Raw genomic sequence first — 24904 nt, 5'->3', positions numbered from 1 at the left:
CGCAAAGATTCTTAAAGAAATTATTACACTTCCGACTTAGGAGAGCGGTAGAGCGGCGCCTTCTCCCGGATGTATATGGGATGCTTTGAAAGTTTCATCGCGCTAAGGCTCCCGCCCCAGAGGCATCCGGTATCCAGCGGATAAATATTGGGGCAGTCGGTCTCCCCCAAAGTCGACCAGTGCCCGAAGACGATTGGATCTTTTTCGGTTTTGCGGCCGGGGTAGTTAAACCAGGGAATGAACTGCGCCGGCGTGTCTCCCGGTGAAAGTTTCTGACTGAAATCCATCGTACCGTCTTCATTCAGATAACGCGTACGCGTCAGCACATTCACGATCGCTCTGAGCCGATCAAGTCCCTTCAGACCCTTCTCCCACTGCTGTTTACCGAAAATTTGACCGATTTCAGCTTCCCACTTATCGGAGCGAAGGAACTCCTCAACTCTGGAAGCCTGCTTCAGACAGTCCTTCACGCTCCATGAATGATGCACTGCGGCATGAACGCAGAGGAAACCCTTGTCGTAGAGCGCCATCGGGCGGTGACGAAGCCAATCGATGATTTCATCCAAATCCGGGGCCTGAAGAATCGGGTCAAGCGTATCGCTTGGAGAAAGTTTTCTTTGACCTGCGCAGACCGCAAGGAAATGCAGTTCGTGATTACCGAGCAGGCATTCGGCGTTCTTCATGCGCATCACGGCCCGGATCGTCTCCAAAGACTTCGGACCGCGATTGATGATATCGCCGATGAAAATAAGACGACGCTGAACAGGCAGCTTCTCGAGCAGCAGGTTCAGCGTATCAAAACAGCCGTGAACATCTCCGATTGCAAAAGTTTTCAATCCATTCTCCGATAAGTGTCGGCGCGCCCATACCCGGTCTGATCCGGTTTTGCCTAGCGCCCTAAAAACAAAATATCGGTCTTCTGTACGTCTATAAAACTTCCCTTGGTTTTGCTGTACGTATATCTATATGTCAATAAAAACCCCATTGGGGGCCGTTAAGCGTCGTAGAGATACAGCAGGGAAAAACCGCAAAAGCCCCGTATTTATTGGTTCGGACAAAAAAATATCCGAGAGCTTTTTGGCTCTCGGATGGGTATCTGGTGGCGAATCAGGGACTTGAACCCCGGACACAAGGATTATGATTCCTCTGCTCTAACCAACTGAGCTAATTCGCCGTGCTAACGCTGTTTCGTTAGGAGGTTGAATATTACACACGAAATTCAACTTCGGCAAGTCGAGAGTCTTTTTCTATGTAATTATTTGTAAAACTATCTCCACTGAGCGTAGAAATGATGCACCGGTCCGTGACCGTGACCGATGTGCAGTTCGTCCGCATGAATGATCGCCTGAGTAATGTAACGCTTGGCTTCTCTTGCCGCCATTGGAATATCGGAAGAAACCGGAAGGAGCGCCGCTAATGCCGAAGACAGCGCACAGCCGGTCCCGTGTGTGTTCTTCGTATTCGTTCTCTCAGCGCTGTAGCGAATCATGTGGCGACCGTCATAAAGCAAATCCATCGAATGATCCACATTCTCCTGATGACCGCCTTTGAGATAGACCCAGCCGGTGCAGCCCTTCATCTTCCAAAGATCATTGGCAGCCTCTTCCATCTGATCATCATCCGTAATATCAACCGCCTGAAGAAGCTCTGCCGCCTCCGGAAGATTCGGCGTAATGATTGTGGAAATCGGAAGAAGTTCCTCTCTCAGTGTGGAAATCGCTTCTCTTGTCAGCAGCGCATCGCCGCTCTTAGCCACCATCACCGGATCAAGGACGATAAAGCGCGGCTTCCAGTAACGAAGACGTTCCGCAATCGCTCGAATCAGATTCGAATCAAAAAGCATCCCGATTTTTACAGAGTCAATGTGGACATCTTCAAAAAGCGTATCAATTTGACGCACTACAAAATCGGTAGGGATCGGAAGCGCCCCTTGAACTCCGACGGTGTTCTGCGCAGTCACCGCTGTGACAACACCCGTCGCATAGGCACCAAGAGAGCTCATCGTTTTAATATCAGCAAGAATACCGGCGCCGCCTGAAGGGTCAACACCTGCGATAGTCAGAACGGTAGGATGCTGAGTCTGCATCATTTCTTCTCCATTGTTTCTGCATTGAATTTATTAAGATTCGTATCTTTCTTCTGCGCCATAAGCTCATCGATCACCGCGATCGTCCGCTCAGCCGCACCTCTTTGGGCCTGCGCGAATTTGGCCGCCGCAGCGCCAACCGAAGCCGCTTTACCGCTGTCCGAGAGAAGCTCGTCAGCGCGCTGCAAAGCCTGACCCAGATCCTGAACGCTCAGAATCGCACCCTCTTCACGGGCCTTTTCGATAATGTACTTAAAGTTATAAATGCTCGGACCGACAATCACCGCCTCTCCAATGGCGCAGGGCTCAATCACACTTTGCGATCCGTAGTCTCCAAAGCTTCCGCCCATAAGGACAACGTCTGAGAGCGCATAGTAAAAGGCCATTTCTCCCATACTGTCACCGAGCACCACGTCCGGGCCTTCGCTCAGTGAAAGAACTTTTTTCCAGTCACGGATATCCGACCGTTTTTCTACTGTGAAGCCCGATTTTCGAATGAGTTCCAGCACCTCTCCAAAGCGCTGGGGATGACGGGGAATCAAAAGGAAAACCGTGTCTTTGAGCCGACCGTTCGCTTTCGCTTCCTTAAGCGCGGAAAGCATGCTTGCTTCCTCGCCATCGCGAGAACTCGCAAAGGTCAGAATTTTGCGCTCGGAGAGCTTTCTAATCTCTCGTCCGGTGCGCACATGTACAGGATTGGGCTCGTAATCAAATTTCAGATTGCCGAGTACTCTAACCTCTCGGCATCCGGCTTCCTTCAGTCTGGCCGCATCTTCTTCCGATTGAGCAAGCGTCAGTGTCAGACGCGACATCGCGTCACGAATCAGACTGCCGACCTTTTTACCTTTATCTAAAGACTGCTGAGACAGGCGCGCGTTTGCCAGCACAACAGGCAGCCCTGCCTGCTTTGCCGCATATGTCAGGTTTGGCCAAACCTCTGTTTCCATCAGCAGACAAAGCGAGGGCTGAGTCTGACGAATAAATTTTCTCATCGCGGCCGGCGTGTCATAAGGCAGATAGACCTGACTAATGCGGGAGCCGAATTTCTTGCCGAATTGTTTACTAACCTCTCTGCCGGTCGGCGTCATATGAGTATATAAAACGTCAACCTGAGGCCACTTTCGGAGAATACTTTCCACAAGGGAAAATGTCGCTCTTGTCTCGCCCACGGATACCGCGTGAATCCAGATGCGCGTGCGGCCCGGCGTGACCGGGGGATAATGGGCCGTTCCAAAGCGCTCATCCCAATGCTCGGAATACTCCGGCTGCTTCTTTGCGCGCTTGGAAAGATAAAACATCGCAAAAGGCGCCGCTATATACAAAAGCGCACTGTAAACAGGACGCGGAATCATCATGACAGCACCTCTTCAAAAGCTTCAGCCACCTTCTCAATGCTCGGGCAGCTTCCAACGCCGCCAAGCGCTTTCTTCTTCGCTTCTCCCATAAGCGGCACGAGCTCTATCGGATAATCACGGAAGATGCCTACCGTCGGAATACCCATCGCGGACGACAGATGCGTCATCCCGGTATCCAATCCGACAACCGCTTTTGCACCTGAAGTTTTATTCATGAGCTCACCGATGGACATCCTAGGAAGCACGCAGGATGTACTGCCGATTCCCTGACTGATTCTTTCAACGCGCGACTTTTCCGCTTCGGAACCCCAAGGCAGAAGAATTCGATAACCGCGCTCGGAAATGATTCGGCCAAGCTCTATCCAGTAATCTTCCGGCCAAAGCTTAGTCTCTCGGCTTGTGTTGCAGTAAAAAACGACAAAGGGCGCTTCACTCTTCTGTTCAGTGAACTGAAACAGGAACTGAGGAGCGTCAGACGGGATTTCGTAACCGAGCGCAAGGGCAGCCAGACTGCGGCACCGCTCTACCGCGGAGAGCTGTCGGCTGACAGAGAATTTAGAGTGATAAAAGAAGCTCGCCAGCGGCTCCTTAATCGATGATCGGTCATAACCGGCAACCGGAGCATGAGTCCAGGAGGCCAGAACAGCACTTTTGATCAGGCCCTGCAGATCAATGACTAAGTCATATTTTTTTTGCCTTAAAGCGGACTTTAAGGCGGAAATCTGTTTTCGAGTTTCTGAGTTCAGCAAACTTTTTTTCCATTTGCGAACAGAGCAGACGAGCACCTCATCTACTCCTTTCGTCAAACGGGGAATGTCCGCAAAAACATCTTCGGCCAGCCAATCGATTTTCGCCTCCGGGAAATGCTTCCTGATATCCGCTATGACGGGTACCGCATGAACAACATCTCCCATGGAGGTTGTCTTAACAATCAGAATTTTCATGACCGGCCGTGAAAATCAGAAAGGAATTTTCGCTGTGGGAGCGACTTTCAGAATCTCTTCTTTAAAGCGCTTCATGATGCGTTCAAGCGCTTCCTTAGTGTCGGCCTCAAAACGAAGTACAACAACCGGAGTCGTGTTGGACGGTCTTGCTAAAGCGAAGCCGTCATCCCACTCAACGCGAATACCGTCGATACGAATAATGTCCTTCGCATCATCAAACTTCGCGTTCTTGCTGAGTTTCTCAACCAGCGTGAAATTCTCGCCTTCTTCGGTCGGAATCTGAAGTTCCGGAGTAGAAACCGCGTTCGGGAGATCTTTGAGCGGCTTATTCGCGTCATCAAAACGCGTCACGATTTCAAGCAGTCTTGTCGCGGCGTAAACACCGTCGTCAAATCCGGGCCAGCGGTCATGGAAGAAGATATGGCCGCTCATTTCACCGGCGAAATCCGCATTCACTTCTTTCATCTTCGCTTTAATCAGCGAGTGACCGGTCTTGGACATCACGCAGACGCCGCCTCTTGACTCCACGAACGGACGGATGTTTCGTGTGCACTTAACGTCGTGAACAATAACCGAGCCTTTCTTATGCGCAAGAATATCACCCGCAAAGAGCATCGCCTGGCGATCCGGGAAAATGATTTCTCCGTCTTTGGCTACAACACCGAGACGATCACCGTCTCCGTCAAACGCAACACCGATCTCTTCGTCTCCGGATTTAAGCTGAGCCTGAAGATCCACCAGATTTTCGGGCTTGGACGGATCCGGATGGTGGTTCGGGAAGTTCCCGTCCACATTAGTAAACATTTCGGTGACTTCCGCGCCAAGCTTGGTTAAGAGTTTCACCGCAAGAGGACCGGCAATACCGTTGCCCGCATCCACCGCGACTTTGATCGGACGGGAAAGTTTTACATCGGAAAGAATCTTTTCAATATAGGCGGGAACAACATCCACTTCTTCGTAAGAGCCCTCGTTCGAAGCCGTGTAGAGGTCGCCGCTAACGATGCGGTCATATAAAGCAGCGATACCGTCTCCAAAGAGCGTCTCGCCTGCAAGCATCATTTTCAGACCGTTGTACTCGGGAGGATTGTGACTGCCGGTAATCGCCACGCCGCTTCCTGTATTCAGGTAAACCGTGCTGAAGTAGAGTACCGGAGTTGGAACCGCTCCGATGTCATAAACACCGACTCCGGCCTTGCGAATTCCTTTAATCAAAGCCTTCTGAAGCCTTGGGCCGCTGAGTCTGCCGTCTCTGCCGACACAAATTTTTTCAACTTTTTTCTCATGGGCAAGCGTTCCAAGCGCCTGACCGATCTGCTCGCAGGCCTCCTCGGTAAGTGTCTTGTCAACAATGCCTCGGATGTCATATGCCTTGAATATAGAGCGTGAAATTTTTTCAGTCATTTGTATGTTCCCTAACGGTGATACAAGGATTCTAATCTCGGAATCGGTCTGATGAGAGCTCAGGCCGCAGTGAAGGCGCTAAAATCAGCAAATTAAAGTGTATCAAGACAGATAAATCATGGAACTTCGGGACATTAACCTAGACGCCATTAAAAATTCTTCCGTGCTTGTCGTAGGCGACGCGATGCTAGATCGATACTGGTTCGGAGACGCGTCTAGAATCTCTCCTGAAGCACCGGTCCCCGTTGTCAAAGTCACTCGTTCCGAAGATCGTCTCGGAGGAGCCGCCAATGTGGCACGAAACGCCGCAAGTCTGAAGGCGCGGACGTCCCTTCTGACAATCATCGGGGAAGACGAAGCGGGCAATAAGATCATGGACCTGCTTGAAGAATGCAGCGTTCGTCCCTGCCTGTATCGGGTTGCGGGCTTTACCACTACGCTGAAGCTGCGCATTCTCGCGCGCCATCAGCAGATGCTGCGTACCGACTTTGAGTCAGAAATCGCTCCTTCCGCACTTGAACAGCACTCCAACCGATTTTCAAGCCTTCTCCCCGACCATGATGTTGTCATCCTTTCCGACTATGGCAAGGGCGGACTTGACCGCATTAAACACATGATCGCTGAAGGCCGCGCGTTCGGCAGAACCATACTGGTCGACCCGAAAGGCTCGGACTACTCCCGCTACGCCAATACCACCGCGATCACACCAAATCGCAACGAGCTGGCGCAGGTCGTCGGTCAATGGAATTCCGAAGAAGATCTGATGAACCGCGCGCAGAATCTGCGCCAAGAGCTCAATATTGAGAAAATCCTTCTGACACGCAGTGAAGAAGGCATGACGCTTTTTGATGACAACGGCGCTTGGTCTGTTCCCGCACGTGCTCGGGAAGTATTCGATGTTTCCGGAGCCGGCGATACCGTCATTTCCGTACTCGGCGTCATGCTTGCCGCCGGATACGATTGGCACACTGCCGTCAAGATCGCCAACAAGGCGGGCGGCATCGTGGTCGGCAAAGTCGGTACGGCCACGGTTACACCCGAAGAACTATTTCCAAATCTCTAAACGAAGAGGCTAAACATGAGTTTTATTGTCACCGGCGCCGCCGGCTTTATCGGAGCAAATATCGTTGCCGGACTGAACAAAAGAGGCTTCACCGATGTTGTCGCAGTCGATCATCTGAAAAAATCAGACAAGTTCACTAATCTTGCTGACAATCGGATTTCCGACTACTTCGATAAGGCCGAATTCATTGAACTCGTCAGAGCCGGAAAGATCACCAAACCGGAAGCCGTTTTCCATGAAGGCGCATGCTCGGACACAATGGAACTCGACGGCCGCTACATGATGGAGAACAATTACCGCTACACCGTGGACTTATTCCGCTGGTGCCAGCGCGAACGAATCCCGTTTATTTACGCGTCCTCGGCGGCAACGTACGGCGCCTCCAGCATCTTCAAAGAAGACGTCCGCTACGAAAAACCTCTGAATGTTTACGGCTACTCTAAATATCTCTTTGATCAGGTACTTCGTCGTGAAATGCAGTACGGTCTGAGAGCCCCAGTCGCAGGACTCAGATACTTCAATGTCTACGGTCCGCACGAACAGCACAAAGGCCGTATGGCTTCCGTCGCATACCATCAGTTCTTCCAGTACCGCGCCGAAGGCAAGGTAAAACTCTTTGAGGGCTGCCTCGGCTACGCGAACGGTGCTCAGATGCGCGATTTCGTGTACGTGGACGATGTGGTGGAAGTGAACTTCTTCTGCCTCGATAAAGAAATCACCGGAATCTACAACTGCGGTACGGGTCTCGCTCAGCCCTTCAACGATGTCGCGCTCACTGTGGTGAACACACTGCGCGAAGCCGACGGCAAACCCGCACTCACACTTGAAGAAGCCGTGATGAAGGGAGAAATCGAATACATTCCCTTCCCGCAGGCTCTGGTCGGCAAGTATCAGGCCTACACACAGGCAGATCTGACAAACCTTCGTGAAGCCGGGTGCGAAGTTCAGTTTAAGTCCGTTCAGGAAGGCACACGCGCTTACATGCTGCATCTGCTCGATAAAGTGAAATGAAATATCGTTTTATCTTCACCAAGCGTTCCGAAAACCCAATAAAAGCCGCTTTTTTAGACCGAGACGGCGTGATCAACATTGATCACGCCTATGTCGGAAACCGATCAAACTTTGAATTCATTCCCGGCGCGATCGAAGGCATTCGGCTTCTTAGGGATAAAGGCTTTGTCCCGGTTATCGTCACCAATCAGAGCGGCATCGGGCGCGCAAAATACAGCCTGCATGAATTTTCTGAACTGACGTTTTGGATGGCTGGCGTGCTGGAAGCTTCCGGCGCCGCAATCGGTGCGCTCTATTTCTGTCCGCACCATCCGACAGGTGCATTTGCTCCCTACCTCAAAGCATGTACCTGCCGCAAACCGGAACCAGGAATGATTCTTGCCGCCGCGCAGGACCTGAATATTGATCCTGCCGCGAGCGTCATCATCGGAGACAAATGTTCGGACATCGAGGCTGGAGCCAGAGCCGGTGTCCCCCGACGCATTCTTGTCAAAAAAGACGGCACGCACCCCTTCCCCGACTGCAGTACTGAACACGAGACCGCAGATAATCTGCTTTCCGCCGCTAAATTATTATGAGTCAACATCTTCCGCCACCCGCATTCGAACAGAAGATCGTAACCACGGATCAGCTCGAAAGTCTTCACGAACAGCTTCCGCACCCCATCGTTATGACAAACGGTGTGTTTGACATCCTGCACCGCGGACATGTCACCTACCTTGCGCAGGCCAGAGCGCTCGGCGCAAGCCTGGTCGTCGCAGTCAACAGCGACGCATCGGTTCGTCAGCTCGGCAAGGGCCCGGATCGTCCGATCAACCCTGAAGCGGACCGCGCTGCGGTCCTCGCCGCCCTGGAAAGCGTGTCCAACGTCGTCATTTTCAAGGATAAGGTGCCGCTTGAAATCGTAAGAAAACTCCGCCCGGACATTTACGTCAAAGGCGGAGATTACAGAATTGAAGATCTGCCGGAAGCAAAGATCGTTCACAGCTACAGCGGCAAGGTTGTCACCGCAGCGTTCGAATTTGATCGGAGCACTACGAAACTGCTCCGTAAAGTAAGAGAAAGCTAGATAATTCGATAGCCTTCTTTTCTGGCGTAATGGACTGTGGCGTTCAGGAACCCCTGCTTGGAGCCGCAGTCAAAGCGCTCGCCCTCATAACGGCAGGCCAGAGTGTTTCCCTTCGGGATTTCTCTTCCGATCGCGTCCGTCAGCTGAATTTCACCGCCGGCGCCACGGTCAATGTGCTGAAGGCTGTCGAAAATTTCAGGTTCAAGAACATAGCGTCCGATCACCGCAAGAGTGGACGGTGCCGTCTGCGGATCAGGTTTCTCAACAATTGAAGAGATCTTCGGACAAACTTCGTGTTCATCGTCGACTTCAACAATACCGTACTGCTTCGTCATCTCGCGGGAAACTGTCTGAACAGCCAGAACATTGCCGCCGTTGTTTTCCGCTCTTGCAGCGATGAGCTGAGAAATCGCCGGTTTCTTCGCGTCAATCAGGTCGTCGGCCAAAATAACGGCAAAAGGTTCGTCACCGACCACGGGTTTTGCGCACAGAACCGCGTGACCAAGCCCGAGCGGCTCGGGCTGACGAATAAAGATGAAATTGATTCCCGGCGGAACCACCGCTTTCAGGGTCGCAAGCAGCGCGTTCTTTCCTTTGCTCTTCAGATCGCGTTCAAGCTCGGGAGCGCTGTCAAAATGATCTTCGATCGCTCTCTTATGACGACCCGTGATGAAAATCATATCTGTGATGCCCGCAGCAGCGGCTTCCTCAACCGCATACTGAATAAGAGGCTTATCTACTATGGGGAGCATTTCTTTAGGCATCGCCTTAGTAGCAGGAAGGAAACGGGTGCCAAGGCCCGCGACAGGGAATACGGCTTTTCTTACAGGTTTCATATCGGTATTAGGTTTACTCAGTTGAGCTAATCGAATTCTAATATCATTCGGCTTCTGTTCCAAAGATTTTCTCTGGTTCAGCCGTTCGCAATCGCCTTGGCAAGCACGGACGCACCGTCTGCGTCGCCGTCCTTGTATTCGTTGCCCCAAATTTCCTTGAGTTTGGCCCGCATTCGTTCCTGGCAGAGCCTGCCGATGTCATGGCGCGTCATTTCCGGTGTCGGAACGATCGGTTCCAGAAAATGCACAACCGCATGCGCATCCTCCATAGTGACCACATTCCACAGTGAACCGAACAAGGTGACGTCGCCGGCAAAAGCCGCTTGTTTTGCAGGCTTGCCTTTATCCATATAAACCAGCACGACCGGACGAACCACCGCGCCTATTTCGGCCGCAGGAGCTAAAAAGTTGGATTTAATCGGCAGCAGCTCATTGCCGAAAGTCGTCGTACCCTCAGCAAAAATTGCCACCGTTTCGCGATTGCAGAGCGCTCCTCTGATGTCGTCGTTAATCTTGAGAATCGCCCGCTTGCTCGAACGATTGATAAAAAGTGTTCCGATCGCGCGCGCAATCAGCCCGAATATCGGCCATTTTGCGATTTCGGCTTTCGCAATAAACCGAGACGGAATCTGAGAGTCCAGCGTGAAGATATCCAGCCATGAGACATGATTGGACACCACAATGCATGCGGGCGCTTCATCGGATACACCGCACTCGTGCAGTGACTCGGGCACGCTGCCTTCGTAGCGGCACTTGACGCCGGCCTTCTCTAAAACACGCCTTGTGTAGAAAGCGAGCATCCTTCCTTTGCTCTTTTGATCCGCTTTTTGAAACGCGGTATAGGCCTGAAATAAACAAACGAGCGTATACATCACCACATTCAGGAAGCGAGCGCTGCCTTTAATTTTTTTCATTACTGTTCCTTTCTTCTCAGCCACTGTTCCAGAATAACAGCCGCGGCCTCATCATCAATATAGTCCGCCCCGGAGTTTTCTCTTTCTGCCTCAACTGAGCTGAATCTTTCATCTTCGCGCACGACAGGAAGATGGAATCTGCCTTCCAGCTGATTGGCAAACTTTTGACAGGTTGCTGTCATCGAGTTCGGTTCTCCATCCGCATGCCGAGGCACGCCAACCACGATCGCCGCAGGTGTCCATTCTGAAAGCAGACTTGTGATTTCTTTCCACTTCTGCTCATTTGTTTTCCAGGAAATGATCCTCAGGGGCCGAGCTGTTTTTGTCAGCATATTGCCGATAGCAACACCGATCCGTGCCAGACCGTAGTCAAAACAAATAATAATGGCGTCCTGAGAGAGCCTCTCCAAAGCTGATTGGGTCATGTAAATTGAGTCGGATACAAATTAAATAATTCGATATTTTAGAGTTCGGGCGCCTCACCGCTCAAAGTTCGTCATCAAAATAGTGACGGTCATAGGAGGCGGGCTTACAATTTCAGCAGATTCTTTGGAGAGGATAATGCTCGAATTCAGTGCAACACTTTCGGATGCTCTGGCGCCCGTTACTTTGATTTCCGGAGTAGGACTCCTCCTGGTCTCAATGTCGGCGCGCTACTGCCATGCCGCCTCACGGATCCGACAGCTCCTTGCGGAAAGAGCGGCCGAACCCGAAGATCTTCATGAAGAAATCGATCAATCCATAGACCTGATTTTCAAGCGCGCAAGTCTTCTGAAAAACGGAATTCTGACGCTGATGATTTCCGCTGCGTTCAGCAGTCTGCAGATTCTGGCAATCGTCATAGAACGTCTCTTTGATTTTGATCTGTCTCTGACCAAATCTTTGATGCTTTTAGCCTCCGTTATTTTCATTGTACTTTCGAGCTGCATTTACGTTGGCGAGGTTCAAATTTCCGTCAGAGCGATCGGGCTGTCCGTTCACCACCATGACCATCCGCAGTAGGAGTGCACAATGATTTCGTATGCCGTTACGCTCTCCGATGCTTTAACACCGATCACGCTGATCTCAGGCGTCGGTTTACTGCTGCTCGCCATGACTGCCCGCTACAACTACACCACGGACAGAGTCAGAGCGCTTTTAAAAGAACGCCGCAAACTAGCGCCTAAAACCGATCCGATTCTTGAGCAGGCGATTCGACTTACTTATGAAAGAAGCCATTTGCTGAAGAACGCCATTCTCGCAGTGACCACCTCAGCCGCATTTGCCGGAATTCTGGTTCTTGTCACCATTTTGGAACATCTCTGGAATCTGAATTTTGAAGTTTGGAAGTCAACGATCCTTCTGACAGCCGTCGTATTTATCGTGGTTTCCACGGTGTTTTTCGTCCTAGAAGTTCAAATTTCTCTGCGGACACTCAAGACTTCCATCGATCAGATTAGGCGCCCATAGTGGTCCGATAATCCAACAGCCTCCCTCTTGTTTGAACCATCATTACCTCATCAAACATTAGGAGGCTATAAATGTCTGACAACAACAATATCAACGATCGCGTCAAAAAAGATTTGGTTCTTCCTCTTAAGCTGCATGCGAACGGGATCATAGGCTGGGGTATCTTCAGCATCGTCCTGGGAACTATCGGTCTGTTTGCTCCGATCGCCTTTTCCATCGGTGTCACGATCTTCATCGGCGCCATGCTTCTGGTGAGCGGCGGCACAGGACTCGCCCTTTTCTGGAAGGCTGAAGGATGGGGCGCAAGAACGGCAGCGATCATTCTTGCACTGCTGACCGCGTTAACCGGTTTGCTCTTGATGTTCTATCCGGTCGCCGGTACTGAAACACTCACGCTGTTCCTCGCTTCTTACTTCATTGCCGTGGGCTTGATTAAGTGCTGGGTCGCGTTCAGAAATACCGATGCGAAAGGCTGGGGACTGATGCTCTTCTCGGCAATTGTCTCTTTGCTGCTTGGCGTCTGCCTGTGGTGGGGATGGCCTCAGAGCTCCGTTTGGATCTTCGGTATCTTCGTCGCAATCGAACTGATCTTCGACGGCTGGACAGGCGTTATGTTCGGTCTGGAAGTTAAATCCATCGGCAACCAGTCTGAATCGTAAAAAGCTGAACCGCACTTTGCGCTTCTGACTGAATTAACCGGCGTTGTCTCAGCGCCGGTTCGGTTTTTTGTATTAATCACCGTAAAAACAAACGCCCACTGCTTTCTTTGCAGTGAGCGTCTGCTGCATTCTCTACCGGCCGCTCTGCGGTCGGCCGCTAAATCATCCGCTACTACTCCGTGACGATTCTTGGCTTTTCTTCGGCCTTGCGCTTAGCTTCTTCCACGTCGGCTGACAGCTGATCAAGAATGGCGTCTGAGAACTTTTCCAGGCGATCAATCTGACTGTTCGAATCCAGTGTCAGCAGATCGTCAAGCGCGATCTCCGGAGCAAGGAAGGTATACGTCACACGAATTCCCTGAATCGTATCGTCAAGCGTGAAGGAATTGAGCTTTTCAGGAAGGCCCTGCGGCGACACAACGGGGAGCAGGTCGCGGCGGATCGGCGCGTCCGTACGCTCAATGATCGGCATCGGACTCTCAGAGAGCTTCTGAAGCATGTCTCTCATTCCGGCAAACGGCACAAAGACGTGAAGCATCATCGCGTCGCGTACCAGATGATTCCACTGAGCGCCTTCGATCTCTTCCGTTCTCGGAATATCCTGAGGAATCAGACCGGTTTCACCGATCGACTGCGTCATGCACATGGCAATGTCTCTTGTCCAGTCAGGAGCTGTTCCGAGTTTGTAGTACACATCCTGCTGCATGAGGGTCGCAGTCGCAAAGAATCCGTAATTCGGCGTTTCCGCAGAAATGTGTTCAAGGATGGTACGGGCGTGTCTCAGGTTCTTGATCATCACCGGGAAACTGATGACACGGAACACTCCGTCGGGAGCCGCGAAATAAGTCGGAAGACGCTCGTTCCCTTCAAGCCAGGTCAGATAGTACTTCCCTTCGAACTGCTCTTTTGCTTTCGCGTCCCAGTTCTTCGGAAAACCGTCTTCGTAAAGCATAGCAAAAACCTGAATCAGAGGCGTTGTGTCATCCTGCTGTGTGGCGCTTCCCTCTTCACCGTCCCAAACCTGAGAGGCGGTGTACTTGTGCGTCTTCGAGTTCCAATTCAGCACAATCTTCGCCTTCTGCTCAGGATCGGACCATTCCGCATTGAAACCGTCCGCATTGATAATCAGAGTGCCGTGATTGAGAGGTCCGAAAACCAGATAGGAAGGAAGATCCTCTGCAGACTTCACTGCCTGCGGTTTGAAATTTGCCCAATCGAATTTTTCGCGTTTCGGCGGTTTGCTGTTGATCACTGCGAGCTGGAAAATCTCGCCAAGATTAGGATCATTCAGAATGTTGTCCTGCTCAGTTTTTGTTTCGTCCATTTAAATTCCTAAACAAGCCTGCTCCTTAAAAGCTCCAAAGCTCTGTGCAGGCCTGCGTTATTGATAATGCTTTCCGAAAGTTTACACGCAAAGAAAGAGGGCGGCCTATTTGACCGCCCGCTCTGAAACACCTTGTGCGTAATGACCCGTAAAAACGGGACTTACGAATAGTTTTGACTTAACCGACCCAAACTCGTGCGTTCTGGAAGATGCGCGCCCACGGCGATACATCCTCCAGCAGAGGAGAGCGCCATGAGAGCTGCACCGCACGCCAGCTGCGCTCCGGATGCGGCATCATGATCGTCGCGCGGCCGTCCGGTGTCGTAAATGCCGTCTTACCCATGGGCGAACCATTGGGATTCAGAGGATAAACTTCTGTCGGCATCTGTTTGGAATCCGCATAACAAGCCGCTGCAATCGCCTCAGCCTCGTCTTCCTGATTTTTCCAATACGCGCGCCCCTCACCGTGAGAGTTGACAATCGGGAGCATCGCTCCGGCCATTCCGGCAAAGAAAATCGACGGAGAATCCATAACCTTCACATTGACCAGACGCGCTTCAAACTGCTCTGAATAGTTGCGTTCAAAAGTCGGCCAATGAGCGGCGCCCGGGATTAAGTTCTTGAGCTGAGAAACCATCTGGCAGCCGTTGCAGACACCGAGCGTAAATGTGTTCGGGTTTTCAAAGAATCTGCGGAACATGTTCTGAAGTCCGGCATTGTGCAGAATGGTCTTAGACCATCCGCCGCCTGCTCCGAGAACGTCGCCGTAGGAGAATCCGCCGCATGCGGCAAGGCCGACAAATTCGGCAAGGTTCGCTCTGCCGGAAAGCAGATCAGTCATATGGACGTCAACCGGATTAAATCCGGCCTGCATAAACGCGCTCGCCATTTCATTCTGGCTGTTTACGCCCTGCTCTCTCAGAATGGCAACCTTCGGACGGACGCCCGTATTGATATACGGGGCCGCAATGTTCTCTTCAGGATCAAAACCCACCGCAAGTGTAAGACCGCCGTGATGCGGGTCGGAAATCAGATCATTTTCACTGTCAGCGCATTCCGGATTGTCCCGCATACGGGCAATCTGCCAGCTAACCTTGGACCAGGCCTTCTGCAGATTGGCTCTCTCTTCGGAGAGAACACACTTGCCTTCCAGGTAAATATTGAGATTTTCTTCCGGAATCAGGTTGCCAAGATACATCAGAGTATCCTGAAGGCCTTCAGCTTCAAACGCTTTCACGACTTCGGAAGAACGCCCGCGGGTCACCTGAATCACCGCGCCGAGCTCTTCATTAAAGAGCGCTTCATTGAGCGTCTTGCCGTCTTTCACAAGACCGTCGGCAACCACTTCGACACCGACATGGCTTGCGAACATCATTTCGCACAGCGTCGCCGCTAAGCCGCCGTCGCTGCGGTCGTGATAGGCAAGAATCGCGCCTTTTTCCGCAAGAGAGCGAATGACACGCATAAATTTCTTTAAGTCTTCCGCATCGTCCAGATCCGGCGTAACGGAATCAAATCTCTGTGTCACCTGCGAGTAAACCGAACCGCCAAGTCGATCCTGACCGCGTCCGAGGTCAATCAGCAGAAGCGAGCTGTCAAGAACATTCTCGGCAAACATCGGAAGCAGATTGTCACGCACGTCATACACCGGAGCCGCTGCCGAAACCACCAGGGAAACCGGAGAGATCACATTCTTATTTTCTCCGCTTTCGTCCTTCCAGGCAGTCTTCATCGAGAGAGAATCCTTACCGACGGGAATACTGACTCCAAGTTTCTGGCTGAATTCGCTTGCCGCCTTAACCGCGTCAAACAATGCCGCGTCCTGACCGGGAACGCCGCAGGCGCCCATCCAGTTGGCAGAAAGAATAATACGGTCAAGATCCACATCCGCGCTGACGATATTGGTCATCGCTTCGCCGATTGCCATACGGCTCGCCGCTGCCGCGTTGGATACCGCCAGAGGCGTTTTCTCGCCCATGGCCATCGCTTCACCGCGGAAGCTTTCATAGGAAACTGCGGTCACTGCGGCGTCGGATACAGGAACCTGCCAAGGCCCGACCATCTGGTCTCTGACAACAAGACCGCCGACGGTTCTGTCGCCGATAGTAATCAGGAATTTCTTACTGGCTACGGTCGGGTGCTCCAGCACTTCGTAAAGGGCTTTTTTCGTATCCGCGTCTTTCAACGCCTTCATCGACTGAACTTTTTCATGCTCTGCGACTCGGTGCATCTTGGGTGTCTTGCCTAAAAGCACGCTCATCGGCATATCGACCGCGGGCTCCTCTCCTTCCGAGCGCGTCACAACAAGTTCATCATCTTCGGAGATCTCGCCGAGAATCGCATAGGGGCAGCGCTCACGCCTGCAGTACTCTTCAAAAGCTTTCAGACGGCTCGGATCAATCGCAAGCGCATAACGCTCCTGCGACTCGTTGCACCAAATCTCCAGCGGGCTCATGCCGCTTTCTTCGATCGGCACCTTATTCAGATCCAGCTTCGCGCCCTTACCGGAAAGATCGGCAAGCTCAGGCATCGCATTGGATAAGCCGCCTGCGCCAATATCATGAATCGCAAGAATCGGATTCTCAAGACCCGCTTCCCAGCAGCGATCGATCACTTCCTGAGCTCTTCGCTCCATTTCGGGGTTGCCGCGCTGCACACTGGCAAAATCCAGAGATTCACTGTTGGCCCCGGCGCCCATCGAAGAGGCTGCTCCGCCGCCGATGCCGATACGCATTCCCGGGCCGCCCAGAACCACAAGAAGCGTTCCCGGAGGAAGCGCCAGCTTGTGTGTCTGATCGTCTCGAATGTTGCCGATACCGCCCGCAAGCATGATCGGTTTGTGATAGCCGTAACGGCGTCCGCCGACATTGGCTTCAAATGCGCGGAAGTAACCGAGAATATTCGGACGGCCGAATTCGTTGTTAAAGGAAGCTCCGCCGAGAGGCGCTTCGACCATGATATCCAGAGCCGAAGCCATGCGTTTGGGAGCGCCGTAATAGGGTGCGTCCTTCGAGGGGCCGCTGACGTCTTTGTCATTTTCCCAACCCTGCACCGCGCCGGGAATTCTCAGAGAAGAGACGGTAAATCCTGTCAGACCCGCTTTCGGACGAGCGCCTCGGCCGGTCGCGCCTTCATCTCTAATCTCTCCGCCCGAACCTGTAGAGGCGCCCGGGAAGGGAGAGATCGCCGTCGGGTGATTGTGCGTTTCAACCTTGAAAACGGAATGAGTGCGCTCGTTTTGCGTAATGTACTCGCGGCCGCCCTCGGAGTTTTCGTTTCCGCGGGGATACATGCGGGGAACTTCTTCGCCTTCGAAAACCGCGGCATTGTCAGAGTAAGCGACAATCGTGCCCTGCGGATGATTCTTGTGCGTCTCGCGAATCATGCCGAAAAGACTCTTGTCTTCGTCTTTGCCGTCAATCGTCCACTTCGCATTAAAAATCTTGTGTCGGCAGTGTTCGGAGTTCGCCTGAGCGAACATCATCAGCTCGACGTCCGTCGGGTTGCGTTTCAATTTCGTAAATGCGTCGATGAGGTAATCAATTTCATCATCATTGAGCGCAAGACCCAGCTCAACATTGGCCTTCTGCAGCGCAGTTCTGCCTTCCGTAAGAATGTCAACGCTGCGCATTGGCTGTCCTTCAGCCTCAGCAAAAACCACTTCCGGAGCCACGTCCGGAGCCACCACGCTTTCAGTCATGCGGTCGTGAATCACGGCTGCGATTTTTTCTCTCTGCTCTTCGCTCAGGCGCTTATCGTCCTTCATGATCAGCTCAAAGCAGGTGCCTCTTTCCACGCGAAGCACATTTGTCAGGCCGCAGTTGCGGACAATATCGGTCGCTTTGGATGCCCAGGGAGAGATTGTTCCGAGACGGGGAATCACCATGAATTTCTCTTTTGCGGAAGTAAGAATCGCCTCTTCCCCGTAAGTGAGAATGGACTGCATGGTTTCGAACTGAGAAGCCGACAGGGTGCCGTCCGTTTTTACAAAATGGATGAACCGAGTGTTCAGTGTGACCGCGTCAGGCGCGATACGGCGAATTTTCTCAAGAAGTCTTTCAGTACGAAAATCCGACAGGGCTCTGGATGCGTCTAAGCGAAACATGGACGTCTGACTCATTTTTTTATGCTGCCGCAGTCATCAGGGCTGCAATGCAGCTTCCTCCGAAGTTAGGTTAGTTGAGGTTAAAGTAATTTCGTCTATTCTAAATTGAAGTGCGCGAATTTCCCGAACTCTTGCGTGCTCAGGCATCGAACCTTCCGCAATAAGCAAAACACCCGGGAGACTGCGCTCTCGGGTGCCTGAAAATTTTTCCTCTACGGGATAAGAACCACACGATAATCATTAATGTTGGTTCTCGTAGGACCGGTATCAAAGAGATCGCCCAGTTTTTCAAAAAACTCCTGAGCGTTATGCTCTTCAAGATACTTCTGCGGATCAAGTCCGAGTTCCTTGGCTTTTTCCATCGTGTCCGGTCTGAGAATTGCGCCTGCGGCCTCTCCGTTGCCGTCAACGCCGTCCGTATCAGCCGCAATGGCGTATATCGGATTGCCTTCAAGCTCGAGCGCGAGCGCAAGCAGAAATTCCGAGCAGGGACCTCCCTTGCCAATGCGTCGTCCCGTCAGCGTCACAGTGCACTCACCGCCGGAAAGCAGAACCACCGGCTTGCGTCTCGGCTTGGAGAGTTCAAGACGGATTTTGCGGGAAACCTGCTGAGCGACTTTTTTCGCTTCTCCCGAGATTCCGTCTCCGACAATAACCGGACGCATTCCTTTTTCCTTAAAGAACGCCGCAGCTGCCTGCAGTCCCTTAAAGGAATTGGCGATAATCTTGTTTTTCACGCCGCGCATACGGACGTCGCCAATCTTCGGCGTCTCGGGGATGGCGCCGCGGGCACCGTTGCGCAAGTGCTTGAGAATGGATTCCGGCGCCTCAACTTTAGCCTGACTGAGATACCAAAGCGCATCCGCATAAGTGGAAAAATCTTCCGCACACGGGCCGGAAGCAATATCTGACGGATTATCTCCGACGGTATCGGAAATGATCAGTGAGAGAACCTCGGCACCCTTGGCTCGAGCCGCCAGCGCAAGCTGTCCGCCTTTAACTTGGGACACATGCTTGCGTACCGCATTAATATGATCGATGCTTGTTCCGGACTTCAGCAAATCTTCCGTCACTTTGCGAATGTCTTCAATCGTGACACCCTCCACCGGAAGCGAAAGAAGGCTGGAGCCTCCTCCGGAAAGAAGCGCCAGCAACATGCTGCCTTCTTTCAGCCGATCAAGCTGATCCATCATGCGCTTTGTCGCATCCAGATTGGATTGATCCGGAATCGGATGAGATGCCTCAAGCACTGTGATCTTCTTGGTTTTTTCCGAATGTCCGTGACGGGTAATGACAACGCCGGACAGTTCTTTTTCCGGCCACGCCTCCTCTACAGCCGCAGCCATGCTGGCAGCCGCTTTTCCCGCCCCGACCACAATGACATCGCCGGCGAACGTTGTTGGAATATGAGGCGCAACCACCTTATGAGGATCTGCCGCGTCTATCGCCGCGTAGAAGGACTCCATGAGGAGCTGCTCAAACTTGTCTTTTTCTCGTTTCAAGGGAACCTCTAATTTTTCTTTAAGTTTCCTAAATATGTACCGGTTTTACTAGAGGGGATTCCTCTTATATGCTCCGGCGTGCCCTCCGCAACAATCATCCCTCCGGCATCTCCGCCTTCCGGGCCGATATCTATAATCCAATCAGCCGCACGAATCACGTCAAGATTATGTTCAATAATCAGAAGCGTGTTCCCTGCGTCTTTAATTCGCTCAAGAACCGATAAAAGCATCGAGACATCATGAAAATGAAGCCCCGTCGTCGGTTCATCTAAAACGTACAAAGTTCGCCCCGTCCCCTTCTTCGAAAGCTCATGCGCAAGCTTGACCCGCTGCGCTTCGCCTCCCGAAAGAGTAACGGCACTCTGACCGAGTTTGATGTATCCCAGCCCCACATCGGAAAGCACCTGAAGCTTCTTAGCGACCGCAGGAATATTTTCAAACACATTCAAAGCCTCATCCACCGTCAGTTCCAGCACGTCGGAGATGCTCAGACCTTTGTATTCAATTTCTAATGTTTCTCGATTGTAGCGGCTGCCGCCGCAAACGTCACATGGAACATACATATCCGGGAGGAAATTCATCTCCACGCGAACCAGTCCGTCCCCCTCGCAGGCCTCACAGCGGCCGCCCTTCACATTGAAAGAGAAGCGCCCGGGACCGTATCCCCGTTCCTTAGCCAGAGGCGTTTCCGCGAATAATTCACGAATCGCAGTGAAAAGTCCGGTATAGGTCGCAGAGTTCGAACGCGGAGTTTTCCCTATCGGGCTTTGGTCCACCGCGATGACCTTGTCAAAAAATTCCAGCCCCTGCACTGACTGATACGGCTCAGGCGTCGTGTTAGCCCGATTCAGTTTTTTTGCGGCCGCCGCATATATCGTTTCATTCACCAAGGTGGATTTGCCCGAACCGGAGACGCCTGTCACGACCGTCATCAGCCCGACCGGAATCGACACATCAATATTCTTCAGATTGTGTCCGCTGCAGCCGCAGAACTTTAGGAAACGACCGTCCGGCTCCAGCCGTTTTTCCGGAATCCCAACCTTAAGCCGACCGCTTAGATACTGCCCCGTCAGAGAAGCCGGATCGGCCGTAATCTCCTCAGGAGTCCCCTGAGAAATAACTCGGCCTCCGCCAACGCCCGCACCCGGTCCCATATCGACAACATAATCGGCTTGGCGAATCGTATCTTCGTCATGCTCGACGACAATAACTGTATTTCCGAGATCTCTGAGCGCATGCAGCGTTCGTATCAGCTTCTCGTTATCACACTGATGAAGGCCGATCGAGGGCTCATCGAGAACATACATCACGCCGGTCAGTCTCGATCCGATCTGGCCCGCCAGTCGAATCCTCTGCGCCTCTCCGCCGGAGAGCGTATCGGCTCTGCGACCGAGCGTAAGGTATGAGAGACCGACATCTTCGAGAAACTTAAGCCTCAGCACGATTTCTTCAATGAGCTTTGTACCGATTTCCTGTTTCGCTCCGCTCAGACTCAAATGCTCAAAATACTCTTTCGCTTTGTTCAAGGGCATTGACGAGACGTCCTGCACCGTCTTCTTCTGCCCGTCTTCTCCGATATAGGTGTTTCTTGCGGCTTCGCAGAGGCGCGCACCCTTACAGGCGGGACATACACACATGGAACGCCATTTTCCGAGCTCACTCTTAACCGCAGGGACATCCGTCTGCTCGTAGCGGCGGGCGGTCAGCGGAATAATGCCTTCAAAGGGACGATCACTGCTTTCAAAAACTTCCCCTTTCCCGCTGATGAATCTGAGTTTCACCGGGGCATGCGTACCCCAAAGAATCTGACGCTGTATCGATTGATCAAGATCCTTCCAAGGCGTCGACAAAGAAAAACCGAGCGCGCGGGAAACATCTTCCAGCATTTCGTAGTTATAGCGATGAACCGGGTCCCAATCTTCAATCGCTCCGGCCGCAAGAGAAAGATCATCCGAGGAAACAACTTTCGCTGGGTCCCAGTCTTCGATCTCTCCGAGACCGGAGCAGGTCGGACAGCTTCCGCTCGGGCTGTTGAACGAGAAGAGCTTGGGCTCCATCACCGGAACAGAGTAGCCGCAGTAGGGGCAGGCGAACCGATCCGAGTAGATCTCTTCGCTCGCCTCTTCCATATCAAGCGCAATAACTTTCCCGCCGGAAAGCTTCAGCGCGCTTTCCGCCGCTTCGGCAATTCGCTGCCTAGAGTCAGAACGCACTCTGAGACGATCCATCACAACGTCAATATCCGAATGATTTTCCGAGAGCTCCGGAAGCTCATCAATCGTATAAATTTCTCCGCCGATACGAAAACGCGTAAAACCCCGAGCCTGCAGATCTTCCAGAATTTCGACCGAGGGCCGTTTGGTGCTCCGATCGATCGGTGCAATGATCATCATGCGCTTATCCTGACCTCGAAGCAGAATTTTGTCCGCGATTTCGGAGACGGTCAGTGCCTTGAGCGCGATATGATGATGAGGACAGTACGGAGTGCCGATCCGAGCAAAGAGCAGCCGCAGATAGTCATAGATTTCCGTGTTGGTGCCGACGGTAGAGCGCGGGTTGCTGTTCGTCCCTTTTTGCTCAATAGCGATCGCCGGAGAAAGACCTTCAATCAGATCAACATCGGGTTTTTCCATCAGTTCAAGGAACTGACGCGCGTAGGACGACAAACTCTGAACATAGCTTCTCTGACCCTCTGCGTATAAAGTGTCAAACGCAAGGGAACTCTTTCCGGAGCCGGACACTCCGGTCAGCACAATCAGTTTCCCGCGGGGCAGATCAAGATCGATATTTTTCAGATTATGAGTCCTTGCACCGCGAATTCGAATATCAGACATACGCGACCCCAATATTTGTACCGACATATTACATATCTTTTGAAAATCCTTCAGAAACAGTACGGCAGGGCGTACGCATGAATTTATTTGTTAATTAGTGAGGTTAACGCCTCCAGAGCTGCTGTCGGAGACTGCAGCTTAGCCATGATTCGCTTCACGCTTTTAGCCTCTTTGCCGGTTTCGGTTTCCTCTTCTTTTTGAAGTTTTCTGATCATCCCGAGCGCCCATTTATTCAAGAGGACTCTGTTTTGCAGATAGTTGGCGTTTTTGCACTGTGTTCTATCTTGGTAGAAGTTAACATCCAGGACGTAGTGGAGGTCATTTTCAATTCCCCAGTGACGTCTAACGGCTCTGGCACATTGTTCTGCGATATGGGCATTCAAGAAGTTCAGGGAGCTAATGTAGTAGCGATCAAGAGAACTGATCTCGCCGGTTGTCTTGTTAACGCTCTCTGTTGTAGCTTTAATGATCGTGCCCTCATCCAGCCCTATCCACTTCTTCAATAAGGCTGCGGGCAGGCAACTTCCGGGAAGGACCGAAATCTTTCTTGTCTCGATTCTTCCATGTCCGAGTTCAACTTTTTCGGTCTCCAGCGTACGGGTTTCGGTGCGGTCCACGAAGCTTAACTGCATGTCATAAAACAACGATTTGTGGTTCTGTTTCACCGCAAGGCAGTAGTCTGCCTTTCTTTGGATTAAAGCTGAAGCAAACTTTTCCTGCGTATTGAGTGCATCGGCCGTAACAATACATCCTGCCAAATCGAGTCCCTCAACCATGGAGGCGGCGTGCGTGATCTCATTTTCCTTGCTCCCGATGAGCTTTTGTCCTAAAGCAATTCCATTTTCAGTGTCATAGAAGGTAAGGATGTATTTACCGGCTCTTTCTGCGCTTTTTCTGGAGGCTTTGACCGCTTGACCGTCCACTGCAACAATTCGAGAAGTAAATTTATGAAGCAGAGGTTCTACAAGTCTGCCGTAAAAGCTTTGGAATTGTTCAGGATCTATCAGCATAAGAAGACGCCGAACGGTATCGTGAGAAATATCCTGCTTAGGAAAGTCTTCAAATGCTGTTTCCAGGGCTGCCCGATGGTTGCTCCAATAATCTGCGATTTGCACACAACTTGTCTGCCCGGACAAGGAGCTGAGCAAAGCGACTAAATACACGTACGCCAAAGGATATTGAACCTTCGCAGCCTGACGAGGGTCAACGACTTCATTGGACAGAATTTCAGAGGTTTTGTTAACGATTTCTGCAGTTGAAGACTTAACCTCCTGCTTCAAGTCCTTGATTTGTTGTTTGAGAAGGTAGCTTTTGGCATAAGTAAATACGCCGTTAACGATCGTACCGACCTGGGTGCGCTGTTCACGAGATCTTTTGTGTTCCTTACTGTAGTAATAAGTGGACTTATAAACATAGAAGCGTTGTTGTTTCTCGTTCCAGTTGACCTTGCAGCCTTGCGGGATAAGGTCGAGGATTTCCTTGCTGACAGCCATCATGCCACCTATTAAATTATAGACATATATATTATATGCTATATTTCAAAAAAAGTCAACCGTTTTTGTCGACTTTTTAACGAGTTAAGGATGTTTTGTTAAAAATTTTGTGCGTTCGCCCTGACAGTACGGAAGCGAGCACAAAGCAATTTCAGCGTATCGGTTTGTACTTCGGTAGAATGAAAAAATTAATGCGCTAAGGAAACGAAATGGCATCAGTCAACAAAGTCATATTGATCGGGAACCTCGGAAGAGATCCGGAAACCCGCTACACCACAGACAACTCGCTCCAAATTACAACGCTTGCGTTGGCAACGACGACCTACAGACGTTCTCAGGACGGCGGAAGAAACGAAGAAGTTGAATGGCACCGCGTTGTTTTATTCGGCCGTCAGGCTGAAATCGCACAGCAGTACCTGCGCAAAGGCTCTCAGGCCTACATCGAAGGAAGACTGCGTACCCGCCGCTGGGAGAAAGAAGGTCAGACGCATTATTCGACGGAAATCATTGCTGATTCTCTTCAGCTTCTTGGCTCCAGAAATGCTCAGAGTGAACCTTCCGGAGAATTCGAAAGCGTCTCCGCCTACAAAGGCGCCCCTGCCAGTTCCGATTCTTCTTACTCGAGAGGCCGTCCCTCTTCCGCTGATGAATTCGAAAGCCCGCGCACGCCCCGTCAGAGCGCACCCTCTGCTCCTTCTGCCCCCTCCGCGCCCGCCGCACCTATCGGCAGACCGGCGGAAATGGACGATCTGGACGACGACGTTCCGTTCTAATAAGAATAAAACCGCCTCGAATAAGCGTCGCTTATTTTCCAAGGCGGTTCAGATTTTTTCTCAGGCGTCGGGCTCAATGCCCGACG

At 51.8% G+C, this 24904-nt stretch carries 21 protein-coding genes and 1 tRNA gene; 8 read left to right on the top strand and 14 right to left on the bottom strand.

The annotated features are described in order from the left end of the window. Positions 1-23: 23 nt before the first annotated feature. From AC6I1F_RS00840 to AC6I1F_RS00815, 6 genes are all read right to left on the bottom strand, one after another. Positions 24-836, bottom strand: coding sequence for a symmetrical bis(5'-nucleosyl)-tetraphosphatase (locus tag AC6I1F_RS00840; RefSeq protein ID WP_160334731.1), 813 nt, complete (start codon positions 834-836; stop codon positions 24-26). Between the two features lie 261 nt (positions 837-1097). Further along, positions 1098-1174 (bottom strand) — tRNA-Met (locus tag AC6I1F_RS00835). A 93-nt stretch (positions 1175-1267) separates the two neighbouring features. Beyond that, positions 1268-2086: a bifunctional hydroxymethylpyrimidine kinase/phosphomethylpyrimidine kinase gene (thiD, locus tag AC6I1F_RS00830; RefSeq protein ID WP_160334767.1), complete on the bottom strand. Its 819-nt coding sequence runs from the start codon at positions 2084-2086 to the stop codon at positions 1268-1270. After that, a complete protein-coding gene (locus AC6I1F_RS00825) occupies positions 2086-3441 on the bottom strand; it encodes a 3-deoxy-D-manno-octulosonic acid transferase (RefSeq protein ID WP_251569686.1) in 1356 nt (451 codons plus the stop codon). The genes thiD and AC6I1F_RS00825 overlap by 1 nt, the downstream gene beginning before the upstream one ends. Then, positions 3438-4385: a lipopolysaccharide heptosyltransferase I gene (waaC, locus tag AC6I1F_RS00820; RefSeq protein WP_160334729.1), complete on the bottom strand. Its 948-nt coding sequence runs from the start codon at positions 4383-4385 to the stop codon at positions 3438-3440. Before waaC ends, AC6I1F_RS00825 begins: the two co-directional genes overlap by 4 nt. Positions 4386-4400: 15 nt before the next feature. Then, positions 4401-5786: a phosphomannomutase/phosphoglucomutase gene (locus AC6I1F_RS00815; protein WP_251449848.1), complete on the bottom strand. Its 1386-nt coding sequence runs from the start codon at positions 5784-5786 to the stop codon at positions 4401-4403. A 118-nt stretch (positions 5787-5904) separates the two neighbouring features. On the opposite strand from AC6I1F_RS00815, the gene rfaE1 reads away from it, so the two are divergent. Genes rfaE1 through rfaE2 form a run of 4 tightly spaced genes read left to right on the top strand, consistent with a single transcriptional unit; the run spans position 5905 to position 8929 of the window. Then, on the top strand, positions 5905-6849 hold the full coding sequence (gene rfaE1 / locus AC6I1F_RS00810; RefSeq protein ID WP_290432512.1) for a D-glycero-beta-D-manno-heptose-7-phosphate kinase: 945 nt from the start codon (positions 5905-5907) through the stop codon (positions 6847-6849). A gap of 15 nt (positions 6850-6864) precedes the next feature. Then, the gene (rfaD, locus tag AC6I1F_RS00805) at positions 6865-7860 is read left to right on the top strand and encodes an ADP-glyceromanno-heptose 6-epimerase (RefSeq protein ID WP_289162743.1); all 996 of its coding nucleotides are present in this window, start codon (positions 6865-6867) and stop codon (positions 7858-7860) included. Further along, on the top strand, positions 7857-8438 hold the full coding sequence (gmhB, locus tag AC6I1F_RS00800) for a D-glycero-beta-D-manno-heptose 1,7-bisphosphate 7-phosphatase (RefSeq protein WP_160334725.1): 582 nt from the start codon (positions 7857-7859) through the stop codon (positions 8436-8438). The genes rfaD and gmhB overlap by 4 nt, the downstream gene beginning before the upstream one ends. Beyond that, a complete protein-coding gene (gene rfaE2, locus AC6I1F_RS00795) occupies positions 8435-8929 on the top strand; it encodes a D-glycero-beta-D-manno-heptose 1-phosphate adenylyltransferase (protein ID WP_160334724.1) in 495 nt (164 codons plus the stop codon). Before gmhB ends, rfaE2 begins: the two co-directional genes overlap by 4 nt. Here rfaE2 and galU read toward each other — a convergent pair. The 3 genes from galU to ruvX form a co-directional block, all read right to left on the bottom strand. Beyond that, entirely contained in the window at positions 8926-9765 is an 840-nt protein-coding gene (gene galU, locus AC6I1F_RS00790; protein WP_289162746.1) for a UTP--glucose-1-phosphate uridylyltransferase GalU, read from the bottom strand. The two genes, rfaE2 and galU, sit on opposite strands and share 4 nt — an antisense overlap. 77 nt (positions 9766-9842) lie before the next feature. After that, complete coding sequence (locus tag AC6I1F_RS00785; RefSeq protein WP_251449844.1) at positions 9843-10679, bottom strand: lysophospholipid acyltransferase family protein; 837 nt, start codon at positions 10677-10679, stop codon at positions 9843-9845. Next, positions 10679-11104 (bottom strand): Holliday junction resolvase RuvX, encoded by a 426-nt coding sequence (gene ruvX, locus AC6I1F_RS00780; protein WP_160334721.1) that lies wholly within the window; start codon positions 11102-11104, stop codon positions 10679-10681. Before ruvX ends, AC6I1F_RS00785 begins: the two co-directional genes overlap by 1 nt. 136 nt (positions 11105-11240) lie before the next feature. Here ruvX and AC6I1F_RS00775 point away from each other — a divergent pair, with 136 nt between their 5' ends. The 3 genes from AC6I1F_RS00775 to AC6I1F_RS00765 all read left to right on the top strand — a co-directional run bounded on the left by AC6I1F_RS00775 (position 11241) and on the right by AC6I1F_RS00765 (position 12787). Next, the gene (locus tag AC6I1F_RS00775; protein ID WP_160334720.1) at positions 11241-11681 is read left to right on the top strand and encodes a DUF2721 domain-containing protein; all 441 of its coding nucleotides are present in this window, start codon (positions 11241-11243) and stop codon (positions 11679-11681) included. A 9-nt stretch (positions 11682-11690) separates the two neighbouring features. After that, on the top strand, positions 11691-12128 hold the full coding sequence (locus AC6I1F_RS00770; protein ID WP_251569683.1) for a DUF2721 domain-containing protein: 438 nt from the start codon (positions 11691-11693) through the stop codon (positions 12126-12128). A 71-nt stretch (positions 12129-12199) separates the two neighbouring features. Next, complete coding sequence (locus AC6I1F_RS00765) at positions 12200-12787, top strand: HdeD family acid-resistance protein (protein WP_290432511.1); 588 nt, start codon at positions 12200-12202, stop codon at positions 12785-12787. Between the two features lie 172 nt (positions 12788-12959). On the opposite strand, the gene AC6I1F_RS00760 is transcribed toward AC6I1F_RS00765, so the two are convergent. The 5 genes from AC6I1F_RS00760 to AC6I1F_RS00740 form a co-directional block, all read right to left on the bottom strand. Next, positions 12960-14111, bottom strand: a complete 1152-nt coding sequence (locus AC6I1F_RS00760; protein ID WP_160334717.1) for a hypothetical protein — start codon at positions 14109-14111, stop codon at positions 12960-12962. A 178-nt stretch (positions 14112-14289) separates the two neighbouring features. Continuing rightward, a complete protein-coding gene (gene purL, locus AC6I1F_RS00755; RefSeq protein WP_289185166.1) occupies positions 14290-18231 on the bottom strand; it encodes a phosphoribosylformylglycinamidine synthase in 3942 nt (1313 codons plus the stop codon). Between the two features lie 197 nt (positions 18232-18428). Then, positions 18429-19718, bottom strand: a complete 1290-nt coding sequence (locus AC6I1F_RS00750; RefSeq protein ID WP_160334715.1) for a glycerate kinase type-2 family protein — start codon at positions 19716-19718, stop codon at positions 18429-18431. A gap of 8 nt (positions 19719-19726) precedes the next feature. Next, on the bottom strand, positions 19727-22552 hold the full coding sequence (uvrA, locus tag AC6I1F_RS00745; RefSeq protein ID WP_251569681.1) for an excinuclease ABC subunit UvrA: 2826 nt from the start codon (positions 22550-22552) through the stop codon (positions 19727-19729). 83 nt (positions 22553-22635) lie between these two features. Next, positions 22636-24048 (bottom strand): ISAs1 family transposase, encoded by a 1413-nt coding sequence (locus AC6I1F_RS00740; RefSeq protein WP_497801576.1) that lies wholly within the window; start codon positions 24046-24048, stop codon positions 22636-22638. 206 nt (positions 24049-24254) lie between these two features. Here AC6I1F_RS00740 and AC6I1F_RS00735 point away from each other — a divergent pair, with 206 nt between their 5' ends. Then, entirely contained in the window at positions 24255-24818 is a 564-nt protein-coding gene (locus AC6I1F_RS00735; protein WP_160334713.1) for a single-stranded DNA-binding protein, read from the top strand. The last annotated feature ends 86 nt before the right edge of the window (positions 24819-24904 follow it).

Source organism: Parasutterella sp. St.1A3 (assembly GCF_059728705.1).
Note: the sequence above shows the minus strand (reverse complement) of the source record. Positions and strands in the feature narration are given on the sequence as shown.